Annotated in this window: 10 protein-coding genes; all 10 read left to right on the top strand. The window is 45.3% G+C overall.

All coding sequences use genetic code 11. The features are described 5' to 3' along the window. The first annotated feature begins 3 nt into the window (after positions 1-3). The 10 genes from AC0YN6_RS07850 (at position 4) to AC0YN6_RS07895 (ending at position 16068) form a co-directional block, all read left to right on the top strand. Entirely contained in the window at positions 4-930 is a 927-nt protein-coding gene (locus AC0YN6_RS07850; RefSeq protein WP_475746113.1) for an SPFH domain-containing protein, read from the top strand. 154 nt (positions 931-1084) lie between these two features. Beyond that, entirely contained in the window at positions 1085-1378 is a 294-nt protein-coding gene (locus AC0YN6_RS07855; protein WP_475746114.1) for a hypothetical protein, read from the top strand. A 1451-nt stretch (positions 1379-2829) separates the two neighbouring features. Further along, positions 2830-3939, top strand: coding sequence for a GntR family transcriptional regulator (locus AC0YN6_RS07860; protein WP_475746115.1), 1110 nt, complete (start codon positions 2830-2832; stop codon positions 3937-3939). Between the two features lie 366 nt (positions 3940-4305). Further along, on the top strand, positions 4306-5688 hold the full coding sequence (locus AC0YN6_RS07865; RefSeq protein WP_475746116.1) for an ABC transporter substrate-binding protein: 1383 nt from the start codon (positions 4306-4308) through the stop codon (positions 5686-5688). A 90-nt stretch (positions 5689-5778) separates the two neighbouring features. Further along, positions 5779-8697: an extracellular solute-binding protein gene (locus AC0YN6_RS07870; protein ID WP_475746118.1), complete on the top strand. Its 2919-nt coding sequence runs from the start codon at positions 5779-5781 to the stop codon at positions 8695-8697. 46 nt (positions 8698-8743) lie between these two features. Continuing rightward, positions 8744-9664, top strand: a complete 921-nt coding sequence (locus AC0YN6_RS07875; protein ID WP_475746298.1) for a carbohydrate ABC transporter permease — start codon at positions 8744-8746, stop codon at positions 9662-9664. Between the two features lie 5 nt (positions 9665-9669). After that, entirely contained in the window at positions 9670-10539 is an 870-nt protein-coding gene (locus AC0YN6_RS07880) for a carbohydrate ABC transporter permease (protein ID WP_475746119.1), read from the top strand. Positions 10540-10557: 18 nt separating this feature from the next. Next, positions 10558-12621 carry a YIP1 family protein gene (locus AC0YN6_RS07885; RefSeq protein WP_475746120.1) on the top strand — a complete coding sequence of 688 codons (2064 nt, stop codon included), beginning with the start codon at positions 10558-10560 and terminating at the stop codon, positions 12619-12621. 14 nt (positions 12622-12635) lie between these two features. Further along, positions 12636-15170, top strand: coding sequence for a DUF5696 domain-containing protein (locus AC0YN6_RS07890; protein ID WP_475746122.1), 2535 nt, complete (start codon positions 12636-12638; stop codon positions 15168-15170). After that, the gene (locus AC0YN6_RS07895) at positions 15163-16068 is read left to right on the top strand and encodes a carbohydrate ABC transporter permease (RefSeq protein WP_475746123.1); all 906 of its coding nucleotides are present in this window, start codon (positions 15163-15165) and stop codon (positions 16066-16068) included. Before AC0YN6_RS07890 ends, AC0YN6_RS07895 begins: the two co-directional genes overlap by 8 nt. Positions 16069-16071 lie beyond the last annotated feature (3 nt).

The raw sequence follows: 16071 nt of genomic DNA on the forward strand, positions 1-16071 counted from the left end.
GATATGGGTTTGATCGTAGCGTTTATATTATTAGCTATCGTCATCGTATTTGCGGCGTTATCCATCAAAATTGTACCGCAGCAAAGGATAGGAGTTGTGGAGCGTCTCGGAAAGTTTAATCGACTGCTGACGCCTGGTGTTAACATTCTTATCCCAATTATTGATCATGTACGTACCTATCATGATTTGCGTATTCAGCAAGCGAATGTACCGCCACAAACGGTAATTACAAAAGATAATGTTCAGGTGAAGATCGATACGATTATCTTTTATCAGGTGACGGGCCCTGAGCAGGCTACATATGGCATATCCGATTATGTATACGGGGTGCGAAATATTAGTACGGCTACGATGAGGCAAATAATTGGTAAGATGGAACTCGACGAGACGTTATCAGGACGGGAGAAAATATCGTCCGACATACGGATTGCGCTAGATGAAGCGACTGAGAAGTGGGGCGTTCGGATTGAGCGAGTAGAGGTCATTGATATCCAGCCGCCTGTGGACATCCAAGATGCGATGGATAAACAAATGAAGGCGGAACGAAGCAAACGAGCGATGGTCCTTGATGCAGAAGCAGCGAAGCAGGACATGATATTACGCGCTGAGGGTGACAAGCAAAGTAAAATATTGAAGGCTGAAGGCGATAAGGAAGCCCGAATTCGTCAAGCAGAGGGACAGCGTCATGCACAGGAGCTGGAGGCGATGGGGGAAGCGAAGGCCATCCACACCATTGCGGAAGCGGAGAAAAACCGGATCGAGCTCATTCGCTCCGCTGGCCTCGACGAGAATGTGCTGACGTACCGCTCGCTCGAAGCGCTCTCTGAAATTGCTCAGGGAGCTGCGAATAAAGTGTTCATTCCCACCAGAGCAATCGACACACTTGGCAGCATTGGAGCGATAGGTGAAATGCTCAAGGCAAGCAAGTGAGATGAGTGAAGATATATAAGCAAATGAGGTTGTCTCAAAAGGTTATCAGCCTTAAGAGACAACCTTTTCTTATGCGGGTAGCATGTGTGCGGACGGGTGGCGTGTGGTTGTAAGCACGTATGTGCTCTTACAAAGAAGAAAGTAGCTAAGTTTGTTGGCTATAAGCGCGTATGTGTGCTTACAGCGTCCATTCGGAGTGTGCGGGCGGGTGGTGTGGGGCTGTAAGCACGTATGTGCTCTTACAGAGAAGAAAGAAGCTAAGTTTGTTGGCTGTAAGCGCATAGGTGTGCTTACAGCGTCCATTCGGAGTGTGCGGACGGGTGGCGTGGGCTGTAAGCACGCACGTGCTCTTACAGCGAAGAAAGTAGCTAAGTTTGTTGGCTATAAGCGCATATGTGTGCTTAAGGCGTCCATTCGGAGTGTGCGGACGGGTGGCGTGGGGCTGTAAGCACGTATGTGCTCTTACAGAGAAGAAAGTAGCTTTTGTTGGCTGTAAGCGCGTATGTGTGCTTACAGCGTCCATTCGGAGTGTGCGGACGGGTGGCGTGGGGCTGTAAGCACGTATGTGCTCTTACAGCGAAGAAAAGTAGCTAAGTTTGTTAGCTGTAAGCGCATAGGTGTGCTTACAGCGAAGAAAGTAGCTAAGTTTGTTGGCTATAAGCACAAATGTGTGCTTAAGGCGTCCATTCGGAGTGTGCGGACGGGTGGCGTGGGGCTGTAAGCACGAATGTGCTCTTACATCGAAGAAAGCAGCTAAGTTTGTTGGCTATAAGCGCGTATGTGTGCTTACAGCGTCCATTCGGAGTGTGCGGACGGGTGGCGTGGGGCTGTAAGCACGTATGTGCTCTTACATCGAAGAAAGCAGCTAAGTTTGTTGGCTGTAAGCGCGTATGTGTGCTTACAGCGTCCATTCGGAGTGTGCGGGCGGGTGGCGTGGAGCTGTAAGCACGTATGTGCTCTTACAGCGAAGAAAGTAGCTAAGTTTGTTGGCTATAAGCGCATATGTGTGCTTACGGCGTCCATTCGGAGTGTGCGGACCGGTGGCGTGGGGCTGTAAGCACGTATGTGCTCTTACAGAGAAGAAAGTAGCTAAGTTTGTTGGCTGTAAGCGCGTATGTGTGCTTACAGCGTCCATTCGGAGTGTGCGGACGGGTGGCGTGGGGCTGTAAGCACGTATGTGCTCTTACAGCGAAGAAAGTAGCTAAGTTTGTTAGCTGTAAGCGCATATGTGTGCTTACAGCGTCCATTCGGAGTGTGCGGACGGGTGGCGTGGGGCTGTAAGCACGTATGTGCTTTTACAGCGAAGAAAGTAGCTAAGTTTGTTGGCTGTAAGCGCGTATGTGTGCTTACAGCGTCCATTCGGAGTGTGCGGACGGGTGGCGTGGGGCTGTAAGCACGTATGTGCTCTTAAAGCGAAGAAAGCAGCCAAGTTTGTTGGCTGTAAGCGCGTATGTGTGCTTACAGCGTCCATTCGGAGTGTGCGGACCGGTGGCGTGGGCTGTAAGCACGCACGTGCTCTTACAGCGAAGAAAGTAGCTAAGTTTGTTGGCTATAAGCGCATATGTGTGCTTACAGCGTCTTACAGTGAAATAGAGCGGTGTAAAATAAGTACTGGCAAGCGTAATAACAAGCGAAAAACCCTTGATTTTTAAGGATTTTTCGTTTTTTTTGGCAGTGCGCCCAAACGGAAGGTCTGATGAGCTTATACGAAGACTTAGTATTTAATATACCAAATTTGCGGTGAAATTCTTTAATTTGATATAATAAATATGAATATCGAAATAAGACGGGAAGCTGCCTGAGTGAGAGAGCATCTTGAGTTATCAGCCTTAACTGTTCATACACTAGATAATTATGTATACTCTCTTTACAATGTACAAAGCAGAAAGGAGGCTAACTATGTCGCAAGATGACGTACCGCTGTATAAAAGGATATATAATGATTTAAAGAACAAGATTGAATCCGGGGATTACATCGTAAACGAACAGCTCCCTACTGAATATGATCTCGCTGAAATGCACGGAGTAAGCAGAATTACATCAAAACGTGCACTTATCGAATTGGAGCGGGATGGGTTGATCTATCGAAAAAGGGGAAGCGGCAGTTTTGTAAAAAAGATTGATAACCGCTCACTCTCGTCGATATCCGGTGGCAAGATCATATCGATGATTTTACCTTATGTAGCGGACAACGGTTTGTTAGGTTATATTCATGGGGCAACGGACTATTTGGAAGACAAAGGGTACTATCTCGCGATCCATTCGAGCAAATGGAGCAAGGATAAAGAAAAAGAGTTGATCTATAGTTTGCCCAGGAGCGGAATCTCAGGCATACTTCTCTACCCGGTCAGTACCTTGAAGAATCTAGACGCCGTGTATTCGTTGCATATGAACCGGTATCCGATTGTGACAATCGACCAGTATTATGACAATGTGCCGGTGGGAAGTGTAACTTCTGACAACTTCAAAGGCGGTTACTTGGCTGCATCTAAGCTTATTGAATTGGGTCATAGACGTATTGCCTTTGTTTCAAGCATTAATCTTCAATACAGAAGTTCTGTTAGGGATCGATTCTATGGTTATTGCAAAGCGCTGCAAGATGCAGATGTTTCAATTGATGGAGAGATCATCGTTGACGATTTTATAGATGAATACGAAACTTTAGCTAAAACGGAATGCGTTCAATCGCTAATAAAGCGATTGTTGGAGAAGGGCGTTACTGCGATTCAAGCAGAACACGATCATTTGGCCGTAGACTTAGTGCGCACTGCTGTAGAACAGAAAGTAATGGTACCTGAAGAACTATCAATTGTCGGTTTCGATAACCACGATATTTCCGCAAACATTGAGATCCCTGTGACAACGATAAAGCAAAATTTTTATGAAATCGGCAAGCAAGCGGCCGCTATGCTTGTGGATCAGATCGACCTGGGAATCTTGCAAAAGCAAAACAAAGTGGAGATTGAAGTGGAATGGATCGGCCGGCAATCAACAGGGCTTGCTGAGTAGAACGGACCCAAAACTTTGCGGTTTATCTAATAAAACTCACAAAAACAGCCATTCATCCCTGTCCTGAAAGAGGAAGGGGATGAATGGCTGTTTTTACTAAAGGTATATCAATTATTATAAAAATTAAAATTTGTCATACCAATATATTTACAAGGAACATTAATACGAATATAATGGAACAAATCCCCAGTAGTTGATATACTAAATTTCCTTGGGGACTGCACTTTAACTTTTCAATGCGCAGAAGGCGGGAAGCATTCGACATCATGAATGCGCTTACACCGAATGGGAGGTGGAACGAGAAAGGCAAGGAAAGAGCAGGTCATTTGAAGTGCATTCTAAAATTACGTTTAAAGGGGTAATCGTATGTCAAAAATGAAAGCGCTTAATTTATTTTCTATCATCCTTGCTTTTGTACTTGTTTTCTCGATTGTAGGTTGCAGCAGCAATAGTAACGGTAATGGCACTGGGGATGCAGCAACCGCAACAAATACGGCGACTGAAGCAACCAATGCTCCTGCGGAAGAACCAGCCGAAGAAGTAATCGACATGCAGGGCAAACCGATCAAGATCGCAGCGTGGTGGAGTGCCGATCCGCGAGCGGTCGCAGAAGCAGAGCGCGACGCTTATACTCAAAAATCGATCGAAGTGATCGAGCAGGTTGAGAAGAAGTACAATACGAAAATCGAGTTTGTGACACTTGATTATAACCAATTCGTAGAGCAATTCACGACGACATCCTTAGCTGGAGAACCGATTGCAGACATCGTTCGCTTGGAATTGTTCTGGATGTTCCCGAAGCTTGTGAAGGATGGCTTTGTAGGTCCGCTTGAAGATTACATGGATATTGACCCTGCGAAGGTTCCTGGGTGGATGATCGAGGGCGGCACGTACGAAGGGAAACAATACGGACTTGTAGAGAGCGCCCCTTCTGGTTTTGGTGTTTGGTATAACAAAACATTGTTCCAAAAGTTAGGTCTTGAAGATCCTTACCAGCTGCAGCAAAAAGGGGAATGGACTTGGGATAAATTCATAGAAATTGCTAAGAACGCAACGAAAGATTCTGACGGCGACGGCAAAGCGGACACCGTTGGTTTGAGCGCTGGAGCTAGAGATCTTTTCAATATGTTCGTCTATACAAACAACTCTTCGGTAGATGTAGCGGAAGACGGATCTCCGAAGTTCTCGTTGGATAGCCCGAACGCGATGGAAGCCGCACAAACTTTCTATGACATGTACAATACGCACAAAGTTGTTGATACCACTAACGAGCCGTTTGTAAATGGTAAGGTTGCGATGACGATTCACTTTACTTGGGAAATTGGAAACTACAAGCAAAATATGACGGATGAGCTTGGTTTCGTGTTCTTCCCGAAAGGTCCGAAAGCAGAGAAATACACGACTCATACACCGTTCGGCAACATGTGGGCTGTATCGAAAATGTCCAAAAACGCGGAAGTTGCCGCGAAGATATTGGACGAAATAACGTTGTGGAGAACCGTTTATCCGGATGTTCAAGAAATGGTCGATGAATCGCTGCAAGCAACGTATCCTTCTGCTGAGATTATCGACACTGTTCGGCAGATGGGGCAAAACGTGGAGTACATCAACTACACGGTATATCCAGAAGCTACTGCCATTCTAGATGAAGCTACAAAGAACATGTCCGAAGGAAAAGAAACGCCTGCAACATCAATTGAGAAGATTAAGCCGTTATTGGAATCTTCGATGAAGCAAATTTTGGAGTAATTTTGAGGTAAGTACCATTTAAGATCTCTTGCGTAGCACCTCTATGCAATCACGATAGAGGTGCACGTGAAAGAGGAAGGGGAGCTTCAATTGCACCAGTCAACTAACATTAAAAAGTTTCTAGCGATCTTCTGCTCTGCAGTGTTGGCGATAGGGTTGTTGTCGGGTGCGCCAGGCATTTGGGCTGAAGAGAAGCCGGCCGAGACTGGGGAATCATCATTGGCAGTCGAGAAGGCATTTAATAAAAACGGATACGGCGGTTATCTCGAAAAATATAAAGATGAGGCGAGGCCAAAGCAGGCCATTCGGGTCGAAGCTGAGCATTACGAGGCGGTTGAAGGGATGGATGCAAGGCCATACGAGGATGGAAATGGGAATAGCGGCGGAGCCGTGCTTGCCGGTGAAACAGGCACCATTCGCTGGAAATTTGAAGTGAAGAACGCGGGGCTTTACAACATCAAACTCCGCTATTTCAATATTCCTGGGAAAAACTCGGATATTGAACGTGAACTTCGTATTGATGGGCAAATCCCGTTCGAGGAAGCGAACAGTATTTTTTTGCAACGTACATGGAAGAGCGAACAGAGTACAGTGGAACGAGATGAGCGCGGCAACGATATCCGGCCTAATAATACGGAAGAGTCGGTCTGGCAAGAGGTCGTGCTTCGGGACATAACTGGATATTATGAAGAGCCTTATTTTGTTTATTTTAGCGAGGGCATTCATACCCTATCATTAACATCATTGAAAGAACCGGTAGTGATCGATTGGTTCGAATTATTTCAGACTGAAAAAATGATTGATTACAAGGATCAATTGGACGTATATAAGCAGAACGGTTATGAGGAAGCTTCCAATGCATTCGTGAAATTACAGGGTGAAGACGCCGTACTCAAGTCGAGTTCGACGCTTTATCCGATCATGGACCGTACTCCTGCCACTGAGCCATATCACGTTTCGAAAATGCGCATGAATGCGATCGGCGGCACGAATTGGAGAATGCCTGGGCAGTGGATGGAGTGGGAGATCGAAGTACCGTCAAGCGGCTTATATCAAATTGCGCTGAAAAGCAAGCAATCTACTAATAGAGGGCTTTCATCAACAAGGGCGCTATACGTTGACGGGAAAATTCCATTTAATGAAGCAAGTAGGCTTCCATTTGAATTCAGCAGTGATTGGCAAATGAAAGTGCTGGGCTCGGAAGCCAAGGAACCTTATTTGTTCTATCTATCGCAAGGGAAGCATCGCCTGCGGTTAGAAGTCACGCTCGGGGAACTTGCTCCGATATTGCGGACCGTGGAATCGAGCGTGTTAAATCTGAATTCGCTATACCGTAAAATCATTAGTTTTACCGGTGTGGTGCCGGATCCATTTCGGGACTATCAATTAGAGAAACGGATTCCGGAGTTAATTGACGGTTTGCTTCTACAGAGTGAGACGATCGATGGCGTAGCCGCTTTACTCAAAGGTTTTGATGGGAAGACAAGCGATAGGACAGCGCTTCTCCAAACATTATCCTATCAGTTGAAGGATATGGCTAAACGTCCTGAAACGATTCCGTCCCGTTTGGAGCCTTTTAAAACGAATGTTGGCTCACTCGGTACATGGATGATGCAGGTGAAGGAACAGCCCTTGGCTATTGATTATTTGTTAGTGACAGCGCCCAGAGCGGATTTGCCGAGAGCGAAAGCAACCTTATTTGAAAAAATTGTTCATGAAAACGCTTCATTCTTTGCTTCGTTCTTCGAGGATTACTCCAGCGTCAGTACGGTTGAAAATGAAGAAGAAGCTATTTCTGTATGGGTATTAGCAGGAAGAGACCAAGCTCAAACATTAAAGAAAATGATCGACAATGATTTTACATCAGAAACGGGCATCCCGATTAATCTTAAGCTTGTTTCCGCTAATGTACTGCTTTCCGCAACGCTTGCGGGTAAAGGTCCGGATGTGGCGATACAAGTGGGGAACGATGTTCCGGTCAATTTTGCGATGCGCGGCGCACTTCAGGATTTATCAGCTTTTGAAGACTTTAATGAAGTGACTAAGCGATTCCAGCCGAGTGCGATGGTTCCATACGAATATTTGGGCAAATACTTTGCGCTGCCGGAGCAGCAAATTTTTCCGGTGCTTTTCTATCGAGAAGATATCCTTCATGAGCTTGGGCTAAGTGTTCCAGATACATGGGAAGATGTTTACCAGATGATCCCGGTGCTGCAAAAGAATAACCTGCAGTTTGGTTTGCCGCAGGCGTCGCTCGATGCGTCGGCAGTAACGGATCAAATGCCGCCAAATCCGACATATGCCATGATGTTGTATCAAAGTAACGGAAAGCTATACCAGAATGGCGATAAATCCAGTGCCCTTGATACGGAAGTATCGATCCAGGCGTTTCAAAAGTGGACAGAATTGTATGCGAACTATAAGCTGCCCATCACGTTTGATTTTCCAAACCGATTTAGAACCGGGGAAATGCCGATTGGGATAGCAGATTATTCGACGTACAACCATTTAAGTGTCAGTGCGCCGGAGATCCGAGGCTTGTGGAACTTTGCGCCAGTACCAGGCGCTCTTATGGAAAATGGAGATGTACGCCGTGAAGCACCAGGACGCGGATTCGGCGTCGTCATGTTTAAAGATGCTGAAAACAAGCAAGCTGCGTGGGAATTTATGAAATGGTGGACCGATAAAGATGCTCAGGTTGATTTCGGCCTTGAGATGGAAGGGCTGATGGGCATTTCAGCTCGTTACCCTACAGCAAATATTGAGGCGCTTCAAAAGCTGCCATGGCAGGCAGCCGACTTGAAAAAGCTGATGGGTCAATGGCAGTGGGTAGAAGGAATTCCGGAGGTTCCGGGAGGTTACTTTACGGGCCGACATCTAGATAATGCGTTCCGGAGAGTTGTTCTACAGGGGGATGACGCAAGGGAGACGATTGATCAATACGTACGATATGTAAATGAAGAAATAACGATCAAACGAAAAGAATTTGGGCTTCCAATAGAGAAATGAGGGGAATCTTATCCAAAGCACAGCTCGTGAACGTTCAGTCGTGAACGTGCAAGCCCAGCCAAAGCCGTCGAAATTGAAAACCTTAGTTCAAGATATAAAGTTAAGCAAGCATTCGTATATATTGTTGGCACCGTTTTTTATCATTTTTTTCATGTTCACTGTGCTTCCCGTCATGATGTCTCTGACTCTTAGCTTTACGAATTTCAACATGCTCGAATTTCCGAGGTGGACTGGATGGGACAATTATGTACGGCTATTCGTGAAGGATGACGTGTTTTTAATTGCATTAAAAAACACGTTTTTATTCGCCGCGATTACTGGTCCTATCAGTTACATTGCTTGCTTTATTTTCGCATGGCTTATCAATGAACTGCCTCCGAAAATCAGGGCATTCATTACGCTAATTTTATATGCGCCGTCTATTGCGGGCAATGCGTTTATGATTTGGCAAATTATGTTTAACGGAGACTCGTACGGGTACTTCAATTCATTTCTAATGCAGTGGGGCTTCATCACAGAGCCGATCCTTTGGCTTCAAGATCCTGAGTACATGCTTGGTATCGTTATGGTTGTTCAGCTTTGGTTAAGCTTAGGCACAGCGTTCCTTGCGTTTATCGCTGGTCTCCAGGGCATTGATCAGACGCTGTTTGAGGCGGGGGCCATGGACGGGATTCGGAACCGTTGGCAGGAGCTTTGGTTTATCACGCTTCCATCTATGCGTCCGCAGCTCATGTTTGGCGCGGTGATTCAATTGACGACTTCTTTTGCGGTTGCCGAAGTCAGTATGTCTTTGACGGGCTTCCCGAGTACGGATTATGCAGCGCATACGATCGTCACTCACCTAATGGACTTCGGTACCATTCGTTTTGAAATGGGATACGCTTCAGCTATAGCCACTGTGCTGTTCGGGCTAATGTTAGGAATGAATCTTGTGACACAGCGGCTTTTAAAGAAAGTGGGGGAATAAGCACAATGATTCTTCGGTGGTTGTTGCCTAAGCGTCTTAATCGTTCGATCAGTGTGGACATTTTGCTTTTTCTAATGATCGGCGGCGTAGCTGCTTTCATGGCCTTGCCTCTTGTTTTTGCCATTAGCAATGCGTTTAAGCCTATGGATGAAATTTTCGTGTTTCCACCTAGATTTTTTGTTAGAAATCCGACTTTGGACAACTTTTTTGACTTGTTTCAGCTGTTTACTGATTCTTGGATCCCGTTTTCCAGATATGTGTTCAACACGGTGTTCGTTGCAGTAGTAGGGACAGCGGGCCACGTCATTCTGGCATCTGCTGCAGCTTATCCGCTTGCGAAACATCATTTCCCTGGTAAACAAATATTGTTCAGCTTGGTCGTTCTCTCACTCATGTTCTCGCCGCATGTTACGTCAATTCCGAACTACATGACGATGTCATGGGTGGGACTCATCGACAATTATGGCGCTTTAATATTGCCGGCTTTCGGATTTTCGTTAGGTTTGTATTTGATGAAGCAATTTATGGATCAAATCCCAGATGTGCTGCTTGAAGCTGCGAAGATCGATGGCGCATCCGAATACAGGATTTTCTGGACGATCGTCATGCCGATGGTCAAGCCGGCTTGGCTTACGCTCATTCTGTTTTCGTTCCAACGTTTGTGGGCAGCAAATGCAGGCGCGCAAACGTTTATCTACAGCGAGCAGCTGAAGACGATGGATTACGCATTCAGCCAAATCGCTCAGGGCGGGATCGCCAGAACGGGAGTTTTCGCGGCTGTAACGTTTCTAATGATGACAGTCCCTATCGGAGTTTTTATTTTGACGCAAAGCAATGTAATGCAGACCATGTCGACCTCGGGCATGAAGGATTAAAGAGGGAGGGGCAACGTTTTGAAAATCAAAGGCATCCTAGGGGTCCTCATTGCCCTGCTGCTGTTTTCAGTTATTCCAACGGAAGCTTTCGCTTCCACGCTTCCGGGGTACACCTATTCCTATGACAATGAGGCTCACCCTTCCCCCTTGCCGTATATTTCGTCCAGAACGATCGACGGTAAGCAGTTGAAGGTGGGAGCCTTCCGTTCGCCAAATGACATTTTTATCAATAAGGACGGGTCTTTGTACATTGCTGATACCGGTAACCACCGAATCGTTATCATTAACCAGAATACGGATCAAGTCAGGGTAATCGACCGGTTCCAAAATAACGGAACGGAGGACAAATTTAACGAGCCGCAAGGCGTGTTTGTGGACTCGGAGAATGGGCATGTTTTTGTAGCAGATACGTTAAATCGGCGCATTGTCGAACTGACGGAGGCTGGAAGTCTCGTCAATATTGTTCAAGAGCCTAAGTCAACGCTCATCCGGACAAACTTTCAATTCGCGCCTATTAAGCTTGCGCTGGATAAGGCAAAGCGAATGTATGTTGTCAGCAAGGGATCGTACGAGGGTCTTATGGAATTCGACGGGGACGGAAAATTTGTAGGGTTTATCGGGACGAATCGAGTGAAGTTCAACCCTATTGATCTCCTCTGGAAGCGTATCTCGACAGAAGCACAGCGGGAACAAATGGTTATGTTCGTTCCGCTCGAGTTTAACAATGTTGATATTGATGAACATGGTTTTATGTACACAACGACATCGGAAGTCGGTTCGAATGAGCTGGTGAAAAGATTGAATCCTTCCGGGGTCGACATTTTGCGGCGCGAAGGTTTTCATCCTCCGAAAGGCGATATACAGACTACGCAAACCGGAAGCGTTACGGGGGGCTCTACATTTATCGATGTAGATTCCGAGCGGGCAGGGATTTATAACGCTCTCGATTTTAAGAGAGGCCGTATTTTTACATACGATAAAGATGGTAATTTATTATACCAATTTGGCGGAATGGGCAGTCAGATGGGAAGGTTTAAAGCTCCATCAGCAATTGACTCGTTCGAAGACAACATCTATGTCTCGGATCGGTTGCTTGGAACCATCACTGTGTTTGAACCGACAGTTTACGGTAAAGCCGTTCGTAAAGCAGTCACATCCCATTACGAGGGAAACATGGAGCAGGCTGAAGAAGCATGGAACGAAACGCTAAGGCTGAATCGAAATAATGAGATTGCCTATATCGGCATAGGGAAAGCGTTGTTAAAGCAAGACCGTTACGTCGAAGCGATGGCCCACTTTGAATTGGGCAACAATCGCAGCTATTATTCGGAGGCATTCAAACAGAACCGTGAACTGTGGTTGGAAAGAAATTTCGGATATATAGTAGGAATCCTTGCGCTTGTGGCCGCTGTTTACCTATTTGTCAGAAAAAGGTTCAGAACCGCATCCACGGTCAATTATACGGATTCGAGCATTTGGAAAAATCCGTTCTACACCGCTGTCCATCCATTTAACGGATTTTGGGAGATGAAATATGAGCAAAAGGGCAAGGTAGGTATTGCATTTGGCATACTGCTCGGACTTTTTGTTACGATCATTTTGAAACGGCAGTTCAGCGGATTTATAGTAAACCACAACGATCTCTCTGAATTTAATAGCTTTGATGAATTGAAATTTGTTGTACTCCCGTTTCTGCTTTGGTGCGTGGCCAACTGGTCGTTAACGACACTGATGGAAGGCGAGGGTTCCTTCAAGGATATTATCATGGCAACCGGTTATGCTCTTCTTCCTTTAATTATCGTTTATTTACCGCAGCTTGCATTGAGTCATGCCGTGACCGCTGAAGAAAGCACATTCTATTACCTGCTAAATACAGTTGCCGTATTATGGTCGCTATGGTTATTATTTGTGGGCACAATGACGGTGCATCAATATACGCCAGGTAAAACGATTGTTACTATGCTTCTTACCATTGTCATGATTGGTATTATTCTGTTCTTATCCTTACTGTTATTCAGCGTAATGCAGCAAATGCTTTCCTTCGTAATATCCATATACAACGAAATTACATTCCGCATGTGAAAGGGGGGGATAGCGTGAAAAAAACCGGAATTATGCTATTAGCCGTCTGTGTCTTAGCGTTTGGGGTTGTAAGCTGGGAATATATGAAGCGGCAAAACGCCGGTTCTAATCATCAAGAAACCCTTGCCGTTTCAGCAGATGCGGAAGGTAACGCAGCAACAAATAGGGTCCCCTTATCCGGTACGGCTTTGGAAAATGGCATGATCGAAGCGGCAAAAAATGAAGCTCTCTCATTGTACATTCATCCGGTAACGACCGAAATTGCTATTCTTGATCGGGCATCGAACGAAATGTGGTACTCGAATCCCCAAGATTTGAAGTCCAATGAGAAACTTACACCGCTTTATCAATCATTGCTATCATCGCAGGTGAAGCTTTCCTATTATAACGAAAAGGGGCAAGTCAGCACGTTTAACAGTTTTGACGACAGCGTTAAAAAAAACCAATTTGAAATCGGGAAAACGGACCAAGGCGTTAAAGTAACTTACACGCTTGGTAATGTGGTCAAAGGATTCGAGATTATTCCGCTCGCGATTAGCGAGAAGCGATTTCAAGAGGAAATTATTAAAAAAATTGAAGACGAAAAGACTCGGAAAAGTATCATTTATAAGTTTTCATTCGATAAAGACAATAAGGTTTACACACCTAGGCAGATGCAGCCATTCGTGGTAGAGGAAGTTGCAAACATTTTAGAATCCATAGGGTACACCAGCGAAGACGCAGCTTCTGATAATAAGGAAAACGGAATGGAATCCATTTCGTCAGCGAAATCGATTCAATTCAAGGTTTCAGTTGTCTACTCGTTGGAAGGGGATCGTCTTCTTGTTTCTGTTCCGACTAAAGAAATCGTCTATCCTGAAAAATTTCCAATTCTTTCTCTTAATGTCTTGGAGTATTTCGGAGCTGCAGGCTTGAAGGATCAAGGTTATATGTTCGTCCCGGATGGATCGGGTGCGCTTATTCACCTGAATAACGGGAAAACGACGACAGATCCTTACAAAGCAGCAGTTTACGGTGAGGATGCTGCGATCGTGCATAAAGAGAAGATCCAATCGAACATGCCGATCCGCATGCCCGTCTTCGGGGTCGTTAAAGGACAACATGCAATGATGGGTGTCATTGAAGAGGCGGAGGCGTTTGCAAGTATCACAGCAGATGTAAGCGGCCGGAATCACACCTATAATTATGTGTCCACTCAATTCGATCTTATGGCAGCGGACCAAATTTCACTGTCCTCCGGAGCAGATAAAAGCGCAATTCCTGTCTTTCAATCCCGCATTTATGAGGGAGATCTTAAGATCAGTTACAGCTTTCTGAACGGAGAGTCAGCATCTTACTCCGGTATGGCCAAGCTTTACAGGGAAAGACTGGCGGATCAATACGATTGGGAGCGAATCTCGAAAAATACGCAGCTTCCTTTTGTATTACAAGTTGAAGGGGCATTTCCTCGGAAGCAATCGTTTCTTGGCGTCCCGTATGAAAGCCTTGAGCCTTTAACGAAATACAAGGAAGCGGCTGAAATCTCAGAGCTTTTGCTGCAAGAAGGGATATCGAATATTCATCTTCGCTACTCAGGATGGTTTAACGGAGGTATTCGGCACGAATCTCCGAAAGACATTCAATTGGAGTCGAAGCTGGGCGGAGGCCGCGGCTTTGAGGAGCTAAAGAAATTTTCGAGTGAAAACGGAATTACGTTGTACCCCGATGTTGCTTTTCTAAATAAGTATAAAGGCTCATCAGATGCAGCAATGCTTTTAACCAAAAAGAAAGCCAAGGTCTATGAATATAGCCCGGTATTTTATCTTGAGGACAAAAGCCGATTTTTGCACTATGTGCTCTCGCCTTTGGCGCTTGAGCCAACAGTAGAAGCTTTCACCAAGCAGTATAACGATCTCGGGGTAACAGGATTGTCGTTAAGTGACCTTGGGTCCGAAGTCAATTCCGACTTTAAGACGGAAGCGATGGTCGATCGGCAGCAGTCGAGAAACTTTGCTCAGCAGCAGACGAAAAAATTAGGATCGAGCGTGGATCGGATCATGGTCTCTGGAGGGAACGTGTATGCGGCATCTTATGCAGATATCGTCGTCGAAGCACCTCTTCACAGCAGCCGGTATGCGATTCTTGACGAAGATGTTCCGTTCTACTCAATGGTGCTGAATGGATATGTCGATGCAGCAGGAAATGCATGGAATATGGATATGCAAGAAGGCCGTCAAAAGCTGCTAAAGGCGCTGGAGACGGGTTCAGCTGTTTATTATGATTGGTTTTATGCTGAGCCTTCTGTTGTTAAAGATACAAAGTACGATTACTTATTCTCTGCCTATTATAAGGATTGGTTGAACGAGGCTTCAGAGTTATATGAAGAAGTGAATCGGGTTTTACAAAACGTAAGAGGACAAACCATTCAATTGCATGAGAAGCTTGCAGATCAAGTATATCGAACGACTTACGAGAATGGATTCGTGATTATCGTAAACTACGGGGATCAAGCGGCTACGATTGACGGTATTCGAATTGACGCTGAAGGTTACTGGGCGGGAGGTGAGTAAATTGTTAAAGAAAAGTATGTCTTTGGAGCAAAGAAAAGCATGGTACGGCGTCTTGTTTGCGGCCCCGTGGATGATCGGATTTACATTTCTGTTCTTAATCCCGCTTTTCCAGTCTTTCCGGTTCAGTATAAGCACATTAAAATTAGCAACCGGCGGTTTTATAACCGAATACGAAGGACTTGCAAACTTTAAAACATTATTGTTTACTCACCCATCGTTCAATCGAACGCTAGTGGAAGCGGTAAGTAAGATGTTGGTCAATGTGCCGATCATTATTATTTTCAGTTTGTTCGCAGCCGTTCTTCTCAATCAGAAGTTTAAAGGACGCACGTTGGCCCGCGCAATCTTCTTTCTACCGGTTATTATAGCCTCATCAGCTATAGCGGGATTGGAAACGAATAATTTCATTGCTAACGTTATGCAATCGAGTGGGGCAGCAGAAGAAGGCGGCAATTTCCTGCAAAGCTTTGAGCTTGAGAAGATGCTGTTGGAATCGGGTATGGCTAAGATTTTCGTCGTTTATTTAACAAGTGCGGTGGATCGGATTTACGAGATTATAAGTTCATCCGGCGTGCAAATCTTAATTTTCCTAGCGGCACTTCAATCCATCTCTCCATCGTTATACGAATCTGCGAAGATGGAGGGCGCAACTGGGTACGAAATTTTTTGGAAGATTACGTTTCCGATGATGTCTCCGTTAATTTTGACGAACACCATTTATTCCATTATCGATTCATTTAATAACAATGCAATGAGCGGGTTAATCTCTAAGACCGCTTTTGCACAATTCGAATTCGGTCACAGTGCGGCAATGTCATGGATCTATTTCTTAATCATCTCCTTGCTATTGCTCATCATTGGCTGGGTCATCTCTAAGCGAGTATTTTACTACGACTAGTTC

The sequence above is a fragment of the Paenibacillus sp. J22P15 genome, from assembly GCF_056269345.1.